Raw genomic sequence first — 20,929 nt, forward strand, 5'->3', positions numbered from 1 at the left:
GTGTTTATAATCTTATAAGTTTTGCACCAAAACCACCCTGATTAATCGGTGCATCGCTAAAATTCTTAACGCTTTTGTGTGATTTTAAAAATTCTTTGACCGCAAAAGCTAATTTACCCGTGCCTATGCCGTGATAGACTAAAACTTCATCAAGCCCAGCTATAAGGGCGTCTGAAATGAATTTATCTAGCCTTTCTAAAGCCTCATCGCTTCTAAGTCCGTGTAAATCAAGGCTAAGAGCTAAATTTGTAGGCTTTGTTAAGCTAATTTGCGTTTTTGTTTTAGGTTTGGGGGTGGGGGTGCTTTTTCGCAGTAAATTTAAGCCTATGCGAAGTTTTAAACCCTCGCTTTCTATCAAGGCATCGTTTTTAGAAATGCCTATAATCACGCCTTTTATTTTTTCATATTTGACCACATCGCCCACGCGAAATTCCTCTTTTTGTGCGCAAGTGGGTGGAGTGATGGCTCTTTTAAGCTCGTTTGCCCTATTAAGACCTCTTTGCTTTTCTTTAGTGTCGTGGAGTTTGATTGTTTTTTTTGCCTCTTCTATGGCTTTGTGAAATTCTAAACCAAGTGCATTATATCTAGCTCTAAACTCATTTTCATTTTTCTCTTTTTGTTCTTTTAAATTCTGTAAAATGGAGTCCGCTTTTTGCTCTTTTTCACTGACTTTAGCTAATTTTTCTCTAAGCTCAAGCTCTAAATTGATATTTTTACCGACTAAATCCTCCAAGCCTTGCTTCTCCTCGCCATAATTCTGCCTTGCCTTAGCAACTAAATTTGGCGGAATTTGGTAGCGAAGTGCCGTTTCAAAGGCGTAGGATTTGCCTATCGTGCCTTTTAAAAACTCAAACTTAGGACGCGCTAAAGCCTCATCATATAAAGCGGCTAAAAGCTCAATCTCACTATTTTTAGATAAAAGCATAGCAAGGCGTTTGTGGTGCGTTGTGATGATGATTTTAAGCTTATTTTCTATGAGTTTTTCTATCAAAGCGCTATAAAGACAAGCCGCCTCTTCAAAATCTGTTCCAAGCTCTATTTCATCGACTGCTAAAAGCAAATTTTTCTTACTAAAAAGCTTAGAAAAGGCTAGCATTCTACCCGCAAAAGTGGAGATGTCATTTTTGGCATTTTGCGGGTCTTCAATGATGGCTTCAAAGTCCTTAAAAGAGCCGATTTTGCTTTCATCTGCTTTAATGTGCATAGGGAGTAAATATTTAGCTAAAAAAGCCGCACTTAAAATGCTTTTAAGTAGCATAGATTTTCCACCTGCATTAACACCTGTGATGATTAAAACCTGTTTGCCAAATTCCACACTAATGCTTTTTGGGTTTTTAAGGGCTGGGTGGGCGAAGTTTTTAAGCCTTATCATAGAACTATTTTCACACAATATAAACTCATAATCTTTCTTTTTTGCAAGTAACACCCTCGCACTATAATGGTCAAACAAATCAAAGGCTTGATTGATAAATTTCAAAAATAAAAGATTTTTATGGAGTAAGGTGGAAAAATTTTTAGCATATTCATAATAAATTTCTTCTTTTTTCTCCTCTAAATCATCAAGCTCACTTTGCAATTTTTCCACGCCAAAAGGCACGACATAAAAGCCTCCGCCACTACTTCTGCCTATAATTTTAGCCTTTAGGGCGTGATTAAATCCTCCTCTTACAAGTAAAGCTTCAAAACCGCTAATCAAGTGAATTTGGGTATCGATAAGATAAGGGCTTAAAGCCTTTGTGTGGGCGAGTTTTTTGAATTCAAGGCTGATATTTTCTTTTTTAAGCTTAATGGTGTGATTGAGATTAAGCAATCTTTCATCAAGGCTTTCTTTTAAAACACCCCTTTCATCAAAAGCGTTTATAAAATCTAAAAGCTGGGGCAAAAGTTCAATTTTATCAAGCCAAGCTTTTAGTGAACCTTCAAATTTTAAGCTTTTAAGATAAGAAAAATAACGCAAGATTTTCACAAATTCAAAAAGCTCGTCAAGATGCAAAATGCCTTGTTTGCTAAGATGTATGAGAGCAAAATCCAAATTTTTCACGCTTAAGGGCGGCTTAAAGTCAAGCTCACTAAGCTCACGCAAACGCTTAAAGTGCAAATGCGTATCGCCTTCTAAAAAAATCTCCTTTTCTCTTGCAAAAAGTGCCTTAAATTCGTCGATATAATCTTTTAAATCAAGCTTAGTTAAAAGCTTATTCATTGCTAAGCTCACATTTTCTAATGTCAAGCACCACGCCTTTAAATTCTTTACTCTTAGCTACAAAGCTTGAAGTGCCAAATTCGTAGTTAAAATGCTCTTTAGAGACATTAAAATCTTTGCATTTTAGGGCTTTTCCCTGATTAAAAGCGTAAAGTAAATCTTGCTTTTTGTCGCTTAGTTTGAGATTTTTACTTTCAAAAAGCACGGCAAAAATGATGAAAATTGCAAGTAAAGCGATAAAAAATGGCTTCGTTTTTTTACCTAGTTTTTTTCTCAAAGAAAAAGCGATGAGAGCTAAAATTAAAATGATTAAAATGAAAATAAAAATTTTTGCCATTTTTATCCTTTATCTTAAAATAATCTTATTATTTTGATCTAAATCTATCTTGATTTTCGCACCTTCTTTAAGCTCTTTGCGTAAAATTTTTTCACTCAATTTTGCTCCGATTTCATCTGCTATAATGCGTTTTAAAAGCCTTACGCCAAATTCCTTTTGATACGCCTTTTTTGCTAAATATACTTTAGCCGCTTTTGTCGCATTTAGGCTAATGTTTTTAAGATTTTTAGAAAGCTCACTTAGCTCTTTTTGGACGATTTTTTCTAAAATTTCATCATTAAGTTCATTAAAATGCAAAATTTTATCAATTCTATTAATGAATTCTGGTGCGAAAAAATCCTTAATAGCACGATTTGTTTTTTCTTCATTTTTGCTTAAAAAGCCAAGCTCATTACTTTCTTTAAGTCCCAAATTTGAAGTCATTACAATGATAGTGTTTTTAAAATCGACCTTCAAGCCGCTATTATCCGTAAGCATAGCATTATCAAAAATTTGCAAAAAAGTATTAGTTAAATCAGGATGTGCCTTTTCTATCTCATCAAAAAGCACGAGAGAGAAAGGATTTTTACGCACAGCATTGCTTAAAAGCCCCCCATCTTCATAGCCCACATAGCCAGCTGGGGAGCCGATGAGTTTGCTTAAGGCGTGTTTTTCAGCATATTCGCTCATATCAAAGCGTTCTAAATGAAGTCCCAAAAATTCAGCGATTTTTTTACAAAGTTCAGTTTTGCCCACTCCACTTGAACCTGTAAAAAGGAAAACTCCTCTAGGGCTATTTTCACCCTTAAAACCCACATAACCTTGCTTTAAGGTTTCACAAAGACTATCGATCACGCTATCTTGTCCAAAAATTTGCGTTTTTAAATTTGCATTAAGACTTAAAAGAGCTTTATTTTGATTAAATTCAAAAATTTTATGCGTGCGAGTCATTTTAGCTACGATTTCATTTAAATCTTTTAAATTTGGCTTTTTCTTTGTTTTTAACGCAAAGGAAGCTCCAAGCTCATCAATGAGATCAATGGCACTATCAGGTAAGAATTTATCCGCAAAAAATTTCTTTCCAAGCTCTATACTTTCTTTTAAAAGCTCATCGCTTAGTTTAATATGATGAAAATTTTCATATTTTTCTTTAAGTCCCTTTAGTATGAGAAAGCACTCCTGCTTACTTGGCTCATCAACGCTAATTTTAGCAAAGCGGCGGGAAAGGGCTTTATTTTTCTCAAAGCTGTTTTTATACTCCATAAAGGTAGTCGCACCTATACATTTTAAATTGCCATTGCTAAGGGCTGGTTTTAGCAAATTAGAAAAGTCAGTATGTCCCTCACCTGTAGCCCCAGCTCCTACTATAGTATGAATTTCATCGATAAATAAAATCGCCCCCTCAATCTGCATTAAACCTTCGATAATCTCCTTAATCCTACGCTCAAAATCGCCGCGGTATTTCGTGCCTGAAAGAAGTCCTGTAAGATCAAGGCTAAAAATCTTAGCATTTTTTAATTTATCAGGCACTAAGCCTTGTGAAATTTTTAGAGCTAAACCCTCGACAATAGCAGTTTTACCGACACCTGCTTCACCAATTAAGATAGGATTATTTTTTTTACGGCGTAATAAAATTTGCATCATTCTCTCAAGCTCAAATTCGCGTCCTATTAAAGGGTCGATTTTACCCTCACTTGCCAAAGCATTAAGATTGATAGTATAATTTAAAAGAGGATTTTGACTCTTAGGATCATCTACTTTTAAGCCGTGCTTTTTTAATAAATACGCACTAAAAGAACGCCCATCTTTCAAAAGCTCCTCAATAAACTCCATCACATCAACTTGTGAATTTTTCGCCAAAAGCTCTTCTAAAACAACGGAAAATTCAGGTTTAACTTCTGTCCCTAAATTTTCATTTTTGGAGGCTAAATGATTTTTAAGCTCTCTTTCTAAAAGCAAAAAATCACCATCTCCACATTTCTTAAATAAATCTTTAAAATCGTGGCTTAATTTAAGCAAAATAAAAAGCAAATGCTCACAAGTAACAAATTCGTGGTGATTGATAAAGCTTAGATGTTTAGCATTATCTAAAAATTCATTGATTTTTTCGTTCATTCTTCCTCCACTCTACTTTGCAAAGGAAATTGTGCCTCTTTTGCCATATTTTGCACTTTTTTTTGCTTAGAAAGGGCTATTTCTTGCGTGTAAATTCCACACACTCCACTTCCCTCACAATGAATTTTTAGCATAATTTCATTTGCCTTTGTAAAACTATGAAAAAACACATGCATTAAAACCTCAATCACAAAATCCATAGTTGTAACATCGTCATTTAAAAGCACGACCTTATACATTTTTGGTTCTTGCAAATGCTCTTTTTGCAGACTTTCAAGCTTTTCCATTATAAAGTTCCTTTTAAAATCGTATTAATATCCTCTTGTATTAGCTCACTTGGCACTTTACCGAGATAAAACTGAACCTTTTTGCCTTTATTCCAAAAGTCGCTTACATTTTGATATACTCCATCTTTTAAAACGACTTTAAAAGGCAATAATTCCATATTTTGATAAGATATATCCTTTAAAATTTGTGCAATTAGTCTGTCTTTTTCTTTAGAATTACTTAAAAAATAAAAAGCATTATAATCTTTAGCAAATTTCAAAACCTCTTCATCACTGACCTCTTCAAAATGGCTTAAGCCTATAATGACAAAATGCTTAGAATTATTTTGCCACAATTTACTAAGCTCCAATGCTTCTTCCTTGCAAGGCTGACAAAAAGTGCCAAAAAAATCAAACATTAAAATTTTATCCTCTTCCCCCTCGATAACAAAGCCTTTTTCCTTACGCACAAAGGTTTTTTCCCCTCCATTAACACTTCTTAAAAGCACCTTTTCCCCAAGTGCAAATTCTTTAAAATCTAACTCATTTTTAACATCTTCACTCGCACAAGCTATAAAGAGAAATGCGATTAAAAAAGCTGAAAAAATAATTCGTATTTTTTGCATTTTAATTCCTCATAATAAAATGAAGCCCATTATATCGTAAAAAGCTTATTTTAAAATGCGAAAAACTTTATTTACAAATCAATTTTCAAATTAACTCACATTAACGACAAACATTGATGGATGTAACTTAAAGTTACACCAATGCCTACTATTTATTGACATTTGCTTTTAATTATCTAAAAAAGAGTGATAATTAAAAAATTCAACACAAAGGAGTAGCAATGAAAAATTTTGATCCTTATGATGAAAAAATCATCTTTTCTCAACTTAGCGCCTTTATCAATAGGCTTGATTGCTCTAAGCAGAGTTTAGAGCAGCACAAAGAGCAAGAAGGCATAGTCTATGCTAAGGATAAAGAGAGTATCCAATCATCTAGCACGGATAAAAAAATCTCCTTTGCAGGGAAGATTCTAAATGGTGGAATCTTGCAGCAAGATGGAAGCTATCTAAGTGATGATAGGGAGTTTATATATAGCCTTGATACAAGCAGCGGAGCGGGGATTTTGCGTATCACTTCTGTGTGCAAAAAAAACAAGCTTTACGCTTATAAATTTTTCGCAAAAAAATTGTGATTTTGGAATCTATTTGTGTGAGAAGCCTTACAAAGAGCTTGGCTTTGTGTATTGTAATACTTTTAGTGTGCATCCCTACATTAAGGCTTTTAAAGAAATCGCCCCTTATATCGCAAAGAGGATCTATAAGGCAGGGCATTTAACAAAAGCGGTTGTAAATGATTATAAGAGTGAAAAAATCAATGTTTTAGGTCCTTTTTATGATGATAGGAGTTTTACAAAAAGCGTTCAAAACATCCCTATGAATTTAGAAAATCTTTATTTGCTAAATGATGCGATGATTGAGAGTATGCGGCATTTCACAAAGGATAATGGGCTAGCAAAAGAGCTTTATATCTTTGGCGGAAATCCCACTCCTTTGGATAAATTTCGTGCGGATTTGGTGGTCAAAACGATGAAAAATCTCAATCACAATATCACGCAAGGTAGGCAAGAGCAAGCTATCAACCAAGTCGTGTTTCATAGCTTTGCTTTGGGTGAAGAAGTGGCGTTTTTACAAGAATTAAGTAAAGATAGTGGTGGGAAGTATTATCGAGTAAATTCTACGCTAGAATTTAAAAGAGCATTATTAACTCATCTTGATAATGGCAAAATACCTAGCCCCAAAGAGCTGGGCGATGATGCAAGGATTTTACCCATCACACCAGAGAAAATCCACGATGATAATCCACCATGCTAAAATAAAGCACTAGAATTCTAGTGCTTTTATGGGAGGGGGAATTAAAATTAATTTTTGTTTTAATATCTATACAAAATAATACACAAGCAAAAAGCCGCCCAAAATTAAAATTAAAAACAAAATAAAAGCGAGTAAAAATGCCTTTGTGCCACTTTCTAAAAAGTTTTTAAAATCCACTTGAAGTCCTAAAGCACTCATAGCCATTACCAAAAAAAAGCTAGATAAAAATTTAAAAAACTCCACAAGCTCCGCAGGCAAAGTTATAAAAGAGTGCAATGCCACAACACCTAAAAACCAAAAGGCAAACCAAGGTATATGAAGCTTCCTACGCTCTCCCTCTTTGCTCTGTGCGAAAAAATAAGGCACGATAAGTAAAACAGCTACAAGTAAAATAACGCGTATCATTTTGACGATTAAAGCGACTTCTTGTGTGTGAGGAGAAATAGCTCCTGCCGCACCCACGACATTTGCTAATTCGTGCAGGGTAAGTCCTATAAAATAGCCTTCTTGAGTGTGAGTAAAGGAGGGCAAATCAAAAGAGTAAAATAAAGGATATAAAAACATACCCAAAAGTCCAAAAAGCACCACAGTTCCAACGGCTATGACGCCTTTGTAAGGCTTAGATTTAATTGAAGATTCCAAAGCTAAAATCGCTGCTGCCCCGCAAATAGCACTCCCTGCACTAACCAAAATAGCGATTTCTCTATCAAGCTTTAAAATTTTTACACCAATAAGATAACCAAGCCATAAAATTCCAACAACCACGATAAGACTAAGTAAAATTCCACTCAAGCCCACAGAAGCAATACTACCAAGTGTAACATTAAAGCCAAAAAGTATAATCCCAAGTCTTAAAAGCTTTTTAGCACTAAAAACGACCGCTTTTTCACAACTTTTCTTAGAAGTTCTAAATAAAGGTGCCGCAACTATACCAAGCAAAACGCTTAAAATTAAAGGCGATAAATGAAGACTTTTTACCCACGGTAAAAAGCTCACATAATAACTCGCAAAACTCACTAAAAGCACAAGCACAAAGCCATTGATATAGGCTTTGCCTTGTTTTGAAATAATATTTTTTAAATTTTTCACCATATAAACTTTCTCATTTATAATTTTTCATCGCCATTTTAGCATCTAAATCGGCTTGCTTTTTCTTCAAAACCTCTCTTTTATCGTGTAAGGTTTTACCTTTAGCAAGAGCTAGAGTTAATTTTGCTTTATTTTTAGCATTAAAATACAAATCCAAAGCTACCAAAGTATAGCCCTCAACGCTCACTTTGCCGAGCAATTTATCAATTTGCTTTCTATGCATTAAAAGCTTTCTAGCGCCTCTTTCTTCGTGTCTATAAAAGCTATGAGTTGTGCTAAGTAAGGAAATATGAGCATTTAGCAAAAAAAGCTCTCCTCTAATAATACGCACAAAAGAATCTTTTAAATTCGCTCTACCCGCTCTTAAAGCCACTACTTCACTACCCTTTAGCACAATACCCGCTTCAAAACGCTCGATAATATGATAATCAAACAAAGCCTTTTTATTTCTAGCGATTATTTTCATACTTTAGCCTTAAAAACACTACTTCCACTTCCGCTTAAAAAATAGCCTTTTTCTAAAAATTCACTCATCTTAGGATAGAGTCTCACACAGGGTGCAAAAAGATCATTAAGAGCCAAATTTTCACACTCTAAAAGCTCTTTTGTGTTTAATTTTTCATAAATTTTAGCCTCTTTTAAGGCTTGATTAAAATCACTTTTTTGCTTGTCAAATTCCTTATAAACCTTAGCCGTTTCACAAGCGATATTTGGAAAGTGAAGTTCAAATTGGGCTAATTCATCTTCAAATTCTTCAATCACTTCACCACAGCCCTTTACATTTGCACTTTTTGCTCCACTTAAGAAAAACGCCACATCAGCACCTAATCGAACGCTAAGTTGTATCAATCTTTCTTTAGAAATTTTTAAATTTAGCTCTTCGTTCATCATCTTTAAAAACCCTGCCGCATCGCTACTTCCACCCCCAAGTCCAGCACAAGTTGGGATATTTTTAATTAGCTTTAAACTTTTTTTACTAAAAAATTCTTTAAGCTCATTTTCAAAGCCTTCCTTACAAAGCAAATGATAAGCTTTATTGATAATATTATCCTCGCACTTAAAATCGCTAATAAGCTCAAAGCCTTCCTTTTGCTTTTCATCAATTAAAATAAGTTCATCATAAAGCGTATCTAAAAGCACAAAACGCGAATTTAAAAGATGATAGCCCCTATTATCAAGTCCTATAATTTTTAAAAAAATATTGACCTTAGCTTTGGCTTTCATTGCTTAAGCTTTTTGCTTAAATCGTCAAGTTTGATTTCATTTTGAGCGACAGAGTGTAAATTTTCGTCTTTGATTTGCATAATTAATTCTTTTCTTAAAATCAATAAAGACCTAGGGGCTTCAATGCCTATTTTAGCGTAGCCTTTGCCTGTTTGAACGATTTTGATTTCTATATCCTCGCCTATTTGTAAGCTTTGCCCTTCTTTTCTCGATAAAATCAACATTTTTCAACCTTATTTAAGATATATTCTACTTTTTTATGATTTATTTTTATAATGGAAAAAAATTTTTCATCTTCTAAAAAATACTCTCCATCCTCTCCAATTTCAAGTTCATCTAAAGCAATTTTCGTGCCATTTTCAAGCTTACTTAAATCTTTTAGAGAATTTTTTTTAAGATTTAAATATTCTAACACATTTAAACTTTTTTCATCATTATAAAAAAATTTTCCCTCACTCAAACGCTCCAAAGAGCTTAAAGTCGCATTGATTTCAAGCTTTTGCGCTAAAAGCTCACACCAAGATCTCACATAAGCTCCTTCGCTTAATTTTAATTCCACGCTTAAAAAGGGGTGAGTGTAGTGCAAGATTTCATAAGAAAAAACCTGCATTTTGCACTTTTTAAGTGGGATTATTTCTCCTTTTTTTGCAAATTCATAAGCTCTTTTTCCCTCTATTCTTTTGGCACTAAATTGCGGTGGAAAAAAAGAAATTTCCCCCAAAAGCTCCTCACAAGCCTTTTGAATTTGCTTATAATCAAAGGGCTTTAAAAGACGGACTTCTTTGATATTTTGCGTATCAAGACTTAAGGATTTGACCCCCAGCCAAAGCGTAGCACGGTAGCTTTTTGGGCTTTTATCTAAAAAGCGGAAAAGCTTAGTGTATTGATTAAAAGCTACGATTAAAACACCCTTTGCAAAAGGATCTAAAGTGCCAGAATAACCCGCCTTTTTGACTTTATATTTTTTTTTAATTTGACTTAAAAAAGCATTTGAGCTAATTTGGGCGGGTTTATAAGCAACAAAGAGCCTATTCATACCGCTCTTTCGACATAAGAATCAAGTATAATTCTTTCAATACCGCCAAAATTAATGCTTAATTTATCTTTATTAATCCCCACAATTCTCCCCACTCCAAAAATTTTATGTCGCACTAAATCGCCCTTTTTAAATCCCTCTTCCATTTTCATTTCTTCATTAAGCACTCCACTTTCTTCCAAAAAACAGCTTTTTTGTAAATACGCTCTACTTCCTTGATGAAAACGCGAATTAGCATAACTTAAACATAATCTTTTTTTTGCTCTAGTAAAAGCCACATAAGCCAAACGCCTCTCCTCTTCTATATTATCATAGCCCACAGGAAAAAAGCCCATTTCTAAGCCTATAACAAAAACATAGTCAAATTCCAAGCCCTTGCTTGTATGCACACTCATAATGCAAATGCCATTATTTGCTTTATCTTGCTCACTTAAAAGTGAAATTTCGCTTAAAATCGTTTCTAAATTTTCAATATTTTCATTATTGATTCTATCTTTTAAACTTGCACAAAATTCGTTAATATTTGCTATTTTATCCTCACCATCATTTTGTTTTTCGTAATAATCCTTAAATTTAAATTTTTCATCAAGCCCATCGATTAAATCTTTTAAATTTGAAAGCTCTCTCAAGCTTTTAATATTTTCTACAAAATCACACAATTCATTTTGCAATTTTTGACTAAAAGCACCACTCCCTTCCAAATTACACAAGGCTTCAAAAAGTGAAATTCGATGCTTTAAGGCGTGATTTTCTAGCTTTTGAAGTGCCACCTCTCCAAAACCTCGTTTAGGTCTATTAATAATGCGTTTGAAGGAAAAATCATCTTCTAAATTATTAATAAGTCTAAGATAGGCGATTAAATCTTTTATCTCCGCTCTTTCATAAAAACGCATTCCGCTTAATAAAAGATAAGGAATTTGCTCCTTCATTAATGCTTCCTCCAAAGCACGAGAAAGAGCATTAACGCGAAATAAAACGGCAATTTCGTCCGCTTTAACGCCCTGTTTTAAGAGAGATTTGATTTTCTTTGCGACCATAGCACTTTCTTCTCTCTCATCTTCACAGGCACAAATTTCAATCTCCTCTCCCTCATCTTTAGTGCAAATTAAAGTCTTGCCTAGTCTTTTTTGATTATGTGAGATTAACTCATTTGCCGCTTTTAAAATAGTGCCGACCGAGCGGTAATTTTGCTCTAATTTCACTAACTTAACATTTTCAAATTCATTTTGAAAATTAAGGATATTTTCGACCTTAGCTCCCCTCCAGCTATAAATGCTTTGATCATCATCACCCACAACGCAAAGATTTTCGTGGCTTTTACAAAGACTTTTTAGAATTTGATGTTGCAAAAAATTCGTATCTTGATACTCATCAACCATAATGTAGCGATAAATTAAGCTCTGTTTTTTTGCAAATTCCTCATCTTCAAGTAAAAAACAAGTCAGCAAAAGCAAATCGTCAAAATCGACAAAATTATATTTTAAAAGATAAGCTTGATAATTTTTATAATAAGTCGCAAGTTTAAAGACTTTCTCATATTCTTGCCCTTCTTTTTTCAGCTTTTTCGCTTCTTCAAAAACATCTTCTACGCCAAAAGCCATATTTTTAAAGCGTGAAATTTCACTCATAATAAAACTTATACTATCCTTTTCCGCTCCTATGATTTCTTTAAGAATTTTTTTAACATCATCGCTGTCAATCACTACAAAATCATTTTTTCGACCAAGCCTTGCAATGTGAAGTCTTAAAAACATCAATCCAAATTTATGAAAAGTGCAAAGTAAAGGCATAGCTTCTTTATCTCTAATCAGCTCCAAAGCCCTAGTTTTCATCACCATAGCAGCCTTATTAGTAAAAGTAAGCGTTAGGGTGCTTTGTGCTGGAATTCCCACCTCATCGATAAGATAAGCAAGACGCGTTGTGATAGTCTTAGTCTTACCACTTCCAGCTCCTGCTAAAATAAGCATAGCTCCGTCTATATGCCTCACTGCTTCTTTTTGGCTTTCATTGAGACTTTGTAAAATTTTCATTGAAATAAGTCTTTGTTGTTTTTCAAAAAGATATTTTTGGAATTTTTAACATTTTCTTCATCTTTTTTGCCTTTATAGATACTAAAATTGACAAAAATAATGGTATTTTCAATTTGAATTTGTGTAATGGCTCCCAAATCCACACTTACATAAGTCGCAAAATCATCCGCCCCAAAACCTGCATGAAAATACAAACGATCCTTATTAAGCTCCATTGACTCAAAGGTATAACCAGCCAAAGCAAACATTACAAAAGGATTATTTTTAAGGCTTAATTCTTCGGGTAATTCAGGGTCAAATTTAACAAATTGCATATTTGCCACTATGGAAAATTCTATCTTTTCTTCCTGTAAAAATTGAAGCATCTCAAAACAATGCTCTCTCATTAAGCTAACAAATTTTTGATTTTTTAAAATTGTCTCTAGCATTTTAAAGCCTTTATTTTAAATTCCTTTAATAATTTTTCAATCTCACAAATGCCAAATTGCCAAAAATTTTCATCTTCTACATCAAAGCCGAAAACGCTTATCAATTCCTTAGGACTAACACTTCCACCACGAGAAAGCATTTTGATGTAAAGCTCTTTAAAATTCTCACATTTACCACTTTTATAAAGTCCATAAAGTGCCAAAACTAAAAGTTGTGCGTAAGAATAAGCATAGCAATAAAAAGGAGAGTGGATAAAATGCGGGATATAGCTCCACCAAGAAGCATAATTTTTAGTGAGTTTGACGCTTTTGCCAAACATTTTAGCCGACTCTTCCATCCAAATGGCATCAATTTGCTCTTTTTTTAGCTCATTTTCTTCTTTATGAACGCGTCTTTCAAAACAAGTAAAGCTAATCTGCCTATAAAGTGTCGCAAAAATATCTTCAATTTTAGCTGCATAAAGGGCGATTAATTCTTCATTTTTAAGCTTATTTTTTACATAATCAAACACAAGCATTTCGGCAAACACGGACGCCGTTTCAGCTGTGGTTAAAGGCGTGTTTTGATTTAAAAAGCTTACCTTATAAGAAAGCTTTTGGTGTATGGTATGTCCTAATTCGTGTGCTAGAGTAAAAAGGTCGCGGCGTTGATTAGTGAAATTTAATAGCACAAAAGGATGTGCTGTGGAGGTCGCAGAGTGTGAAAAAGCACCTCCTTGCTTATTTTTTTGAGGATATACATCAATCCAGCCGTTTTCAAAAGCCTCTTTTGCTATATCTTCAAATTCGCTTGAAAAACTTTTAAATGCTTTTAAGACAATGTCTTTACTTTTTTCAAAGCTAAAATTTGCCTCCTTACCCAAAGGAGCATACCTATCATAATCTTTAAGCTCCTTAAAGCCTAAAATTTGCTTTTTAAGCAAATAAAAATCTTCGACCAAATGATAGCTTTTCTCCGCACTCAAAATAAGTGCATCAACGCTTTTTTGTGAAATTTGATTACTTAAATGTCTTGGCATTTCAGCATTTTCATAGCCTCTTAAATGGCAAATATTTTTAAGCTCGGTTTTGATCATATTTAAAATAAAGCTTAACAAAGAAGCATTTTTATTTAAAGCCTTAGTGAAATTTTTTGCAGCTTTTTTTCGCACTTTGCGGTCATGATGATAAAGCTTACTTAAAATTTCTTCTTCGCTTAGTTTTTGACCTTCAAAATTAATCCTCAAAGCACTCATGCTCTCATCAAAAAGCCTAGAAAAAGCATTTGCACCCGTATTTGAGAGATAAAGTAAAATGCGTTCTTCTTTTTGACTAAGATTAAATTCTTTATTCTTCAAAAGGGTTTCTAAATAAAAACGATAATCCTCGCAAAAAGCCACAAATTCACTATTTTTTAAGGTTTCCAACTCACAAAATTCTAATTCAAAAAAGAGTAAATTCTCCTCTATTTTTTTACACTTTTCCTCATATCTTGCGTAAAAATCGCCATTTGAAGTATTTTTAGCAAAACATAAATAAGCATAAGTCATTATTTTTGCGGCATTTTCATTTAAATTTTCATATTGTTTTAAGCTGATTAAAAATTCTTCCTTACTTAAATGAGCTATTTTTTTTTCATATTTTTGCTTAAATTCCTCTGCTTGTCTTATATTTTCACAAGTAAAAGCCTCAAGCTCCTCTTCGTTTTTAAATAAAGCACTTAAATCCCACTCCAACATCTCATTTCTCCAAAATTAATTTTTTTAAAATCGCCATCCTTATCGCTACACCATTTTTAACTTGCTTTAAAACAAGACTTTGTGAGCTAGCCATCACTTCATCACTTAAATCAATATTTCTATGCACGGGTCCAGGATGCAAAATGATAAGCTTAGGATTTTTAGCTAATAAATTTGAACGAATACAAAAATCATTAGCATAATCTTTCAAGGAAGCATAAATCGCCTTTTGATGTCTTTCTGTTTGCGTTCTCAAACTCATAATGATATCCGCTTCTTTGACTAATTTTTCGCTTAATTCATAAGAGCTTTTAAGTGAAGTTTTAGGCATAAAATGTGGGGGTGCAACTAAAGTGATGTCAAGTCCAAAACGCCCTAAAAGTTCTATATTTGAAGCGGCAACACGCGAATTTTTTACATCACCTACGATGAGAATTTTTCTCCCCACAATATCGTCTTTAAAATGCTCTTTAATGGTAAATAAATCAAGCAAAGCCTGACTAGGATGAGCGTGCTTCCCGTCTCCTGCGTTTAAAACGGGACAATGTAAGTGTTTAGCTAAAAGATAAGGCACACCTGAGTGCTGATGCCTTACTATAATAGCGTGAGGTCCCATAGCGTCCAAATTTGCCGCCGTATCGTAAAGCGTTTCGCCCTTGCTTGAGCTTGACCTTGAAACATCTAGTCTTAAAACCCTAGCTCCAAGCCTTCTAGCCGCACTTTCAAAGCTTGATAGCGTTCTAGTGGAATTTTCAAAAAATATAGTCGTTACACTTTTTCCTTCAAGCAAAACTCTAGGCTTTTCATCTAAAAATTCACGCGCATCTTCAAAAAGCGCTTCAATCTCACCCCTATCAAAATCCCTAGTCGTAATCAAATGCTTCATACTATCCCACTTTATAAACGCAAATCATCTTTTGAACAAATCGCCGTAAAAAGCACATCGGTAGAGCTATTAAGTGCGGTTTCAACACTATCTTGTATCACACCTATGATAAAGCCTATCGCCACGATCTTCATCGCCACATCATAATTGATATTAAATAAAGAGCAAGCAAGAGGGATTAAAAGCAGTGAACCGCCCGCCACCCCACTCGCTCCACACGCCGCAAAAGTAGCAATAATACTTAATAAAAAGGCTTGAAAAAAGCTTACTTCAATGCCAACCGTATAAGCCGCCGCCAAACTTAAAACCGCTATAGTAACAGCCGCACCGCCCATATTAATAGTCGCTCCAAGCGGGATAGAAATGCTATAAAGCTCTTTGTCAATGCCAAGTTTAGCGCAAAGTGCCATATTTACAGGGATATTTGCCGCTGAACTACGCGTGAAAAAAGCAAAAAACGCACTTTCTCTAAGGCAAATAAAAATGAGTGGGAAAGGGTTTTTACGCGTATAAATGAAGACAATTAAGGCATTAATTACAAAAGCTACAAAAAGCATAGTCCCCACCAAAACAAGCAAAAGTTTTGCATAGCTGATAAGCCCCGCCGCACCCGTGCTAGCAACGGAATTTGCCACCAAACCAAAAATTCCAAAAGGAGCCAATTTGACAATAAATTGCACGATTTTTAAAACACCCTCATTAATATCCACAAAAACTTGTTTTGCCTCTTTTGAGCAGTGTCTAAGTGCCACTCCCCCAGCAATAGCCCAAGCTAAAATTCCCAAATAATTCCCACTTGAAAGAGCGTTTATAGGATTATCTACGATTTTTAAAATCAAATCTTTAAAAATTTCACTCATAAAAGCAGGAGAGCTTTGTGAAGCTTTTTCCACACCTTCTAAAACAAGCTCTGTTGGCGCCAAAAAGCTTATCCCAACAGCACAAGCAGAAGCTAAAAATGTTCCTACAATGTATAAAAAAGCGATATTTTTCATTTTTGCACTTTTTTGTGTGAAATCTTTCGTGCAAATGGAAGTTAAAATAAGAATGAACACAAGCATAGGTGCGATAGCCTTAAGCGCACTAGTAAATAAAATTCCTAAAAAATTTGCCACCACAGCTACATCTTTAGACAACAAACCCACAAAAATTCCAAGCACTATACCAACGCAAATTTGCAAGATTAAATTTCCCTTAGAATAGCTCTGCATAAGTTTAGCAAACATCTCATCTTCCTTAACAAATCGAAATTATAGCACAAAAGTGCTTAACTATGTTAAAGGATTAAAGCAAGGAAGGTTTTAGAGATATTTTATAAAGACAAAAGCTTTATAAAAAAACCTACCAACTACTGCTTACAAGCCCGTATCGTTTTGATTTAAACTTATTTAAAAATTTACAAGAAAGCCCAAGCTAGTAAGTAAAGGCTAGGACTTTGTTTTAGTTAGGATTGTTAGAGCTTTTAAATAAATCAATAAGTGTTTCTATAATGTCTTTGTGGTCTGTGAGTGAGATTGTAAAGTTTTTGTTACTAGGTTTCAGTGATGATTTCTCTAAAGCCTTTTTATACTCATCACTAAGGGGCGTTAGCACAAAGCTATTATTTTCGCATCGTATCTCGCATTTGCCTGTGATTACTATAAAATGCTCTTTTGCCTCAGTGCTTGCTACTGCCTCATCTTCAGCTCCATATTTAACTTGAAGTTTTAGTATCTCGTTAATCTTTTCTTTAAGTGTCCATAGAAATGGATTTATCAGAGGCGGTGTTCTTTTTATGTCTGTAAGTCTGTATATTTCTAATGGGCTAGCTTCTTCATTACTCCATATAAACAAATTGTGATTTTCTTTAAAAAAACTCTTGCTGTATTTGATGAAATAATACTGCCACTCATTTGAGACAAATTTTTCACGCAACTTATCATCACTTATTAGCCCATTTTTAAACATAGCCTGAAAAGCATTTTTTACACTATCGTTATTTTTACAATTTTGCGTCAGCATAATATGCCAAGCCTCTGTGCCGCCAAAGAGAAATTTACCCTTACCATAAGTCCAGCCTAACCAAAAATTACAATTAAATCTGTGATGAATAAGATAGGCGATAATGCGATGTGTGGGCGTTGTGTTTAAGATGTTTTGAGCCTTTTCTAGCATTGCTCCATCATTTTCATCTAAAGGCTCTTTCCCTTTTGCTTTATTTTCATCAAGCAAAAGCTTCAAATCCCCTTTGAAATAGTGGTGATCTTCAAATTGTCGTATAATCTCATCTTTAATTGCTATATCTTTTTTACAAATTTTTACACATTCTGCTATATGTTTTCCCATATCATCTTGTATTGTGCTTTTATAGAATAATGCACCACTAGATAAGTCCCTTTGCTTCTCGCAATAGTTTCTTACCTCACGCAGTTTGTTAGTCTTGTTTTCATCTTGCTTTTTCATAAGAGAGATAAGAGCAAAAAGATAGAGAGCATCTTTTCTGCTTAATTTTCTAGTTTGCTCTTTATTTGATAATCTTGTATCTTGCACCATTGCAGCAAAAAGCTCTTTTCCGCTTGTAATTTCATTGGAATTTTTTGTATCTTTTTTATCAAAAATACAAACTTTATCCCCTACGCTTTCGCCTATTGTTGTAGTAAAGTTTATAAAAATCTTTTCTGCTTCATCTTTTATCTCGCCAAAATTATCAAAGACATAGATAAGAATCTCCAATGCTTCTTTATCAAAAATTTTATACATACTATGAGCGTTTTGTGTTGCATAAGAACCCTTTTTTGTAGGGCTGCTAGATTCTAGCTTTTCATCAAAATGACCAAAATGCACCCTATCCCAATCAAACGAGCTTTTTTCATTTTCATTTGCTTTGTAATAAAGCATTTCGCATAGATATTTGATAATGTTTAGCATATAGCTTTGTGCGAGTTCTATACACTCCATTTGCTTCTCTTCGCCCTGATATTTCACATAGTTAAACAAAGTCTTTAGCCATTTATTATCAAGCTTTTGTGAAATCTCTTCTTGTTTATCTTTCAACTCTCCGCCAAACTTCTCGCCCAAAAAGCCCTCAAACGCTGCTTTAAAATTTTCCCATTCATTGAGCGGTGTTCCTCTAGCATTCATTTTGATATATAGCTCATCATCTAGCTCATCATCTAGCTCAATCAAAGAAAAGGTGAGTCTATCTAAACGCTCTAGCGTGAGAGTATCTAGGCTATATTTGCTCGCTTCTGTATGGATAGAATCTAGCATTGTAAGCATAGATTGTATAGTGGGGTCTTGCTCCCAAAAGGGTAGAAACCACGCTTGATCTTTGATAGTTGTAGATAGGATTGTTTCATTGCTCTTACTTTTCTTTTTCTCCTGTATTTGTGCTAATGCTTCTTGCATTGCTTGGTAAAACTTCTGCGTATTCTCACTCAAAGCCTTGCAAAATTCCCTTGAGCTAGAACGAGTCTCATAAGTGAAGTTTGCTAGATAGGATTCTGTCGTGTTGTTTCGCATTGCGATATACCAATGCAAAAGATAGAGAGTTGTAAGTCTTTGTTGTCCATCAAGGGGGATAAATTCATTATTATTTTTCACACTGCCATAGACAAACTGCAAGTGGAGTGTCTTATCATCATTGCCTTTTAACACCTCAAATAAATCTCGCACAAATTTTTCTCTTATCTTTTGTGCGTTTTCTCTACCCTGTGCGTAGTCGCGTTGGATTCTAGGGATTTTGATCGTGTATTCTTGTGCTAATTCTTTAAAATTTTCTGGCTTCTTCTTATTTGTTTGCTCGCTCATTTGCTCCCCTTATTTTTAGATTCTGGGAATAGATACTCCCGTATTTTTTTGATAATCTCTGCTTGATAGTCTTTGCTATCTTGCTCGCTCCAAAAGAGTGCTTGAGAGATATTCTGCTCTTTTGTATAGTATTTTAAAAACACATTGCGTGTGCAAAGGGGGATAAACTTGCCTTGTTGCTCTAGCTCTTTTATCCTTTGTTGCTTCATTGCAAAGACAGCATTGCTAAGAGAGATATTCTCGCTCTTGCCAAGCAAGGTTAGATTGCCTATTGTGTGTAGTTCCTCGCCTTTAAATATCTCAAAGACATCATTGACACATTTCTCAAAATCTTTAGCTTCACTATCGTCTAGCTTCTCATTTTTTTCTTTTTTATTTTCCACTTTGTTTAGCAAATTTAGCACTTTTTCTAAGGTTTGTGGTATTGCTTTAATCTTAGGCGATGATTCTTTATCGCTTTGCTCCGCATTTTGTATGTTTGCAATATCTTTGGCGTTGTTAAGAATCTGCTTGGCGATTTGTAGCCATTCTTTTGCTTTATTTGTGGATTTTATATTTTTTGCTTCATCTTGCTGGGCGTGGATATGCTCAAGCTCCCATTTTTTGTCTTTGTATATATCAAAGCTAAAGCGGAGCTGTGAGTCTATGTAAGAAAGCATATTAAAGAGTAGTAAAATGGATTTTAGCTTGCTGCTATCATCGCCATATTGTAAAGATGACACTGCTTTTTGAAACTCATCGCCGCTTTTTTTATCTGTAATTTTACCTGTAATTTTTTCTTTTATCGTTTTTTCTATAAACTCACTTTTTGTTTGTTTTTTCGCTAAATTATATAGACCTGCTAGGCTTTCATTTTGAGTAAGTAAAAAGCCGATGAGATGATAAAGCTGTGAATTTTTATACCACGATTTAAGAGTAAGAAAGATTTTTTTAATCTCCTGCCAAAAGCACTCTTTGGGATTTTCTTTAGAATCCACTTTTGAATCTGTAAGCTTATCTTGTATAAACTCAAACACGGCGTGGGATTTATCTTTTTTATCACACACTTCATCACCACAATATATCTCAAATAGCAGTAAAATCCTTGTGTCATAACTCTTTTTATCCTTGACTAAAAAGCTAAAAAACTCATCATCTTGCAGGGCATATTCCATAGAATCCCACTCTTTTGTAATCTCTATCTGCCGCAATTCTTGTGTGTCTTTTGCTTCATCTTTTGGCGGGAGCAAAAGCTGTGCTTTGATAAGCTCGGCATCATTTAGCGGGATTTTTCCGCTATTGACATTTGCAAAAAGATCTGTTTCATCCTCTTTACTTTCATACCAAATCACGCCGACATATTTTTTGCTTGTTGTCTCGCCTTTGAGTAGTGTTTTTATCGCTTCTTTTTTGCTATTATTATCAAACCACTTTTCAATCGTGTTGTAAGCATTTTGCATAAAGTAATAATCCATACCTTTAAAGGCATTATCGCTAGAACCTTTGTTTTCACGCCATAAAGTTTTTAAAAACTCCGTGCTATCCCCTCTTGTTTCATACTCTATCGTGCATTTTACGCTTAAGTCTAGTACCTTAGCGATAAGATAGAGAGTCGTAAGCCTTTGCTGACCATCAATGACATTGTATTTGTCATCAACTTTTTGCACCATAATGGGTTGTAGGCAATAAAACTTTGCTTCAGCTGGTGAGTCTAAAAACTCTTTCAAATCATCAAGCAGAGCATTTACCTGTTGCGTTTTCCACTTATAGCCCCGTTGATAGCTTGGGATATGGTAGTTTATCTTATCATTACTGCCTATCAAAAGCAATTCTTTAATTGTTTTTATATTATTACTCATCATAGCTCCACTCAACTATATACAAACCTATAGCTCATTGTATATCATAAAAATAAACATATCTTTAAACTCAAAAAATATTAAGATTATCCATGTTACAATTTCCATCTAAATTCT

Annotated in this window: 19 protein-coding genes; 2 read left to right on the forward strand and 17 right to left on the reverse strand. The window is 34.2% G+C overall.

The features are described from left to right. Positions 1–4: 4 nt before the first annotated feature. From EL158_RS04525 to EL158_RS04545, 5 genes are read right to left on the reverse strand one after another with little or no spacing between them, the layout of a single operon-like run. On the reverse strand, positions 5–2,200 hold the full coding sequence (locus EL158_RS04525; protein ID WP_034955741.1) for an endonuclease MutS2: 2,196 nt from the start codon (positions 2,198–2,200) through the stop codon (positions 5–7). Continuing rightward, positions 2,193–2,537 carry a hypothetical protein gene (locus EL158_RS04530; protein WP_027303695.1) on the reverse strand — a complete coding sequence of 115 codons (345 nt, stop codon included), beginning with the start codon at positions 2,535–2,537 and terminating at the stop codon, positions 2,193–2,195. The genes EL158_RS04525 and EL158_RS04530 overlap by 8 nt, the downstream gene beginning before the upstream one ends. A 9-nt stretch (positions 2,538–2,546) precedes the next feature. Further along, positions 2,547–4,631, reverse strand: coding sequence for an AAA family ATPase (locus tag EL158_RS04535; protein WP_027303696.1), 2,085 nt, complete (start codon positions 4,629–4,631; stop codon positions 2,547–2,549). Next, entirely contained in the window at positions 4,628–4,918 is a 291-nt protein-coding gene (locus EL158_RS04540) for an ATP-dependent Clp protease adaptor ClpS (protein WP_027303697.1), read from the reverse strand. The genes EL158_RS04535 and EL158_RS04540 overlap by 4 nt, the downstream gene beginning before the upstream one ends. Continuing rightward, positions 4,918–5,523, reverse strand: coding sequence for a thioredoxin domain-containing protein (locus EL158_RS04545; RefSeq protein ID WP_027303698.1), 606 nt, complete (start codon positions 5,521–5,523; stop codon positions 4,918–4,920). Before EL158_RS04545 ends, EL158_RS04540 begins: the two co-directional genes overlap by 1 nt. A 221-nt stretch (positions 5,524–5,744) precedes the next feature. Here EL158_RS04545 and EL158_RS08750 point away from each other — a divergent pair, with 221 nt between their 5' ends. Together EL158_RS08750 and EL158_RS08755 are read left to right on the forward strand one after the other, a co-directional pair. Further along, entirely contained in the window at positions 5,745–6,095 is a 351-nt protein-coding gene (locus EL158_RS08750; protein ID WP_225532225.1) for a hypothetical protein, read from the forward strand. 13 nt (positions 6,096–6,108) lie between these two features. Continuing rightward, positions 6,109–6,774 carry a hypothetical protein gene (locus EL158_RS08755; RefSeq protein ID WP_225532226.1) on the forward strand — a complete coding sequence of 222 codons (666 nt, stop codon included), beginning with the start codon at positions 6,109–6,111 and terminating at the stop codon, positions 6,772–6,774. Positions 6,775–6,840: 66 nt separating this feature from the next. Here the strand turns inward: EL158_RS08755 and EL158_RS04555 are convergent, their stop codons facing one another. The 12 genes from EL158_RS04555 to EL158_RS04610 all read right to left on the reverse strand — a co-directional run bounded on the left by EL158_RS04555 (position 6,841) and on the right by EL158_RS04610 (position 20,812). Continuing rightward, a complete protein-coding gene (locus tag EL158_RS04555) occupies positions 6,841–7,866 on the reverse strand; it encodes a YeiH family protein (protein WP_034955700.1) in 1,026 nt (341 codons plus the stop codon). 10 nt (positions 7,867–7,876) lie between these two features. After that, positions 7,877–8,329, reverse strand: a complete 453-nt coding sequence (smpB, locus tag EL158_RS04560; protein ID WP_027303700.1) for an SsrA-binding protein SmpB — start codon at positions 8,327–8,329, stop codon at positions 7,877–7,879. Next, on the reverse strand, positions 8,326–9,087 hold the full coding sequence (locus EL158_RS04565; protein ID WP_027303701.1) for a 4-(cytidine 5'-diphospho)-2-C-methyl-D-erythritol kinase: 762 nt from the start codon (positions 9,085–9,087) through the stop codon (positions 8,326–8,328). Before EL158_RS04565 ends, smpB begins: the two co-directional genes overlap by 4 nt. Then, positions 9,084–9,311, reverse strand: coding sequence for a carbon storage regulator (locus tag EL158_RS04570; protein ID WP_004275052.1), 228 nt, complete (start codon positions 9,309–9,311; stop codon positions 9,084–9,086). Before EL158_RS04570 ends, EL158_RS04565 begins: the two co-directional genes overlap by 4 nt. Continuing rightward, positions 9,305–10,123 carry a tRNA pseudouridine(55) synthase TruB gene (truB, locus tag EL158_RS04575; protein ID WP_027303702.1) on the reverse strand — a complete coding sequence of 273 codons (819 nt, stop codon included), beginning with the start codon at positions 10,121–10,123 and terminating at the stop codon, positions 9,305–9,307. Before truB ends, EL158_RS04570 begins: the two co-directional genes overlap by 7 nt. Continuing rightward, entirely contained in the window at positions 10,120–12,153 is a 2,034-nt protein-coding gene (locus tag EL158_RS04580; RefSeq protein WP_027303703.1) for an ATP-dependent helicase, read from the reverse strand. The genes truB and EL158_RS04580 overlap by 4 nt, the downstream gene beginning before the upstream one ends. Continuing rightward, on the reverse strand, positions 12,150–12,581 hold the full coding sequence (locus EL158_RS04585) for a hypothetical protein (protein ID WP_027303704.1): 432 nt from the start codon (positions 12,579–12,581) through the stop codon (positions 12,150–12,152). Before EL158_RS04585 ends, EL158_RS04580 begins: the two co-directional genes overlap by 4 nt. Next, positions 12,575–14,299, reverse strand: coding sequence for a M3 family oligoendopeptidase (locus tag EL158_RS04590; protein WP_027303705.1), 1,725 nt, complete (start codon positions 14,297–14,299; stop codon positions 12,575–12,577). Before EL158_RS04590 ends, EL158_RS04585 begins: the two co-directional genes overlap by 7 nt. A 1-nt stretch (position 14,300) precedes the next feature. Next, positions 14,301–15,185 carry an aspartate carbamoyltransferase catalytic subunit gene (locus EL158_RS04595; protein WP_027303706.1) on the reverse strand — a complete coding sequence of 295 codons (885 nt, stop codon included), beginning with the start codon at positions 15,183–15,185 and terminating at the stop codon, positions 14,301–14,303. An 11-nt stretch (positions 15,186–15,196) separates the two neighbouring features. Then, positions 15,197–16,411: a serine/threonine transporter SstT gene (gene sstT, locus EL158_RS04600; RefSeq protein ID WP_027303707.1), complete on the reverse strand. Its 1,215-nt coding sequence runs from the start codon at positions 16,409–16,411 to the stop codon at positions 15,197–15,199. 214 nt (positions 16,412–16,625) lie between these two features. Continuing rightward, on the reverse strand, positions 16,626–18,974 hold the full coding sequence (locus EL158_RS04605; protein ID WP_027303708.1) for a GmrSD restriction endonuclease domain-containing protein: 2,349 nt from the start codon (positions 18,972–18,974) through the stop codon (positions 16,626–16,628). Beyond that, positions 18,971–20,812, reverse strand: coding sequence for a DUF262 domain-containing protein (locus EL158_RS04610; RefSeq protein WP_027303709.1), 1,842 nt, complete (start codon positions 20,810–20,812; stop codon positions 18,971–18,973). The genes EL158_RS04605 and EL158_RS04610 overlap by 4 nt, the downstream gene beginning before the upstream one ends. Positions 20,813–20,929 lie beyond the last annotated feature (117 nt).

The organism is Campylobacter upsaliensis (assembly GCF_900637395.1).
Taxonomy (GTDB): Bacteria; Campylobacterota; Campylobacteria; order Campylobacterales; family Campylobacteraceae; genus Campylobacter_D; species Campylobacter_D upsaliensis.

Coding starts and splice junctions, on each gene's coding strand:
- EL158_RS04595 (WP_027303706.1), bottom strand. CDS start 15,185: ATGAAGCATTTGATTACGACTAGGGATTTTGATAGGGGTGAGATTGAA.
- smpB (WP_027303700.1), bottom strand. CDS start 8,329: ATGAAAATAATCGCTAGAAATAAAAAGGCTTTGTTTGATTATCATATT.
- EL158_RS04540 (WP_027303697.1), bottom strand. CDS start 4,918: ATGGAAAAGCTTGAAAGTCTGCAAAAAGAGCATTTGCAAGAACCAAAA.
- EL158_RS04580 (WP_027303703.1), bottom strand. CDS start 12,153: ATGAAAATTTTACAAAGTCTCAATGAAAGCCAAAAAGAAGCAGTGAGG.
- truB (WP_027303702.1), bottom strand. CDS start 10,123: ATGAATAGGCTCTTTGTTGCTTATAAACCCGCCCAAATTAGCTCAAAT.
- EL158_RS04530 (WP_027303695.1), bottom strand. CDS start 2,537: ATGGCAAAAATTTTTATTTTCATTTTAATCATTTTAATTTTAGCTCTC.
- EL158_RS04570 (WP_004275052.1), bottom strand. CDS start 9,311: ATGTTGATTTTATCGAGAAAAGAAGGGCAAAGCTTACAAATAGGCGAG.
- EL158_RS08750 (WP_225532225.1), top strand. CDS start 5,745: ATGAAAAATTTTGATCCTTATGATGAAAAAATCATCTTTTCTCAACTT.
- sstT (WP_027303707.1), bottom strand. CDS start 16,411: ATGTTTGCTAAACTTATGCAGAGCTATTCTAAGGGAAATTTAATCTTG.
- EL158_RS04555 (WP_034955700.1), bottom strand. CDS start 7,866: ATGGTGAAAAATTTAAAAAATATTATTTCAAAACAAGGCAAAGCCTAT.
- EL158_RS04525 (WP_034955741.1), bottom strand. CDS start 2,200: ATGAATAAGCTTTTAACTAAGCTTGATTTAAAAGATTATATCGACGAA.
- EL158_RS04585 (WP_027303704.1), bottom strand. CDS start 12,581: ATGCTAGAGACAATTTTAAAAAATCAAAAATTTGTTAGCTTAATGAGA.
- EL158_RS04610 (WP_027303709.1), bottom strand. CDS start 20,812: ATGAGTAATAATATAAAAACAATTAAAGAATTGCTTTTGATAGGCAGT.
- EL158_RS04535 (WP_027303696.1), bottom strand. CDS start 4,631: ATGAACGAAAAAATCAATGAATTTTTAGATAATGCTAAACATCTAAGC.
- EL158_RS04605 (WP_027303708.1), bottom strand. CDS start 18,974: ATGAGCGAGCAAACAAATAAGAAGAAGCCAGAAAATTTTAAAGAATTA.
- EL158_RS04545 (WP_027303698.1), bottom strand. CDS start 5,523: ATGCAAAAAATACGAATTATTTTTTCAGCTTTTTTAATCGCATTTCTC.
- EL158_RS04590 (WP_027303705.1), bottom strand. CDS start 14,299: ATGTTGGAGTGGGATTTAAGTGCTTTATTTAAAAACGAAGAGGAGCTT.
- EL158_RS04565 (WP_027303701.1), bottom strand. CDS start 9,087: ATGAAAGCCAAAGCTAAGGTCAATATTTTTTTAAAAATTATAGGACTT.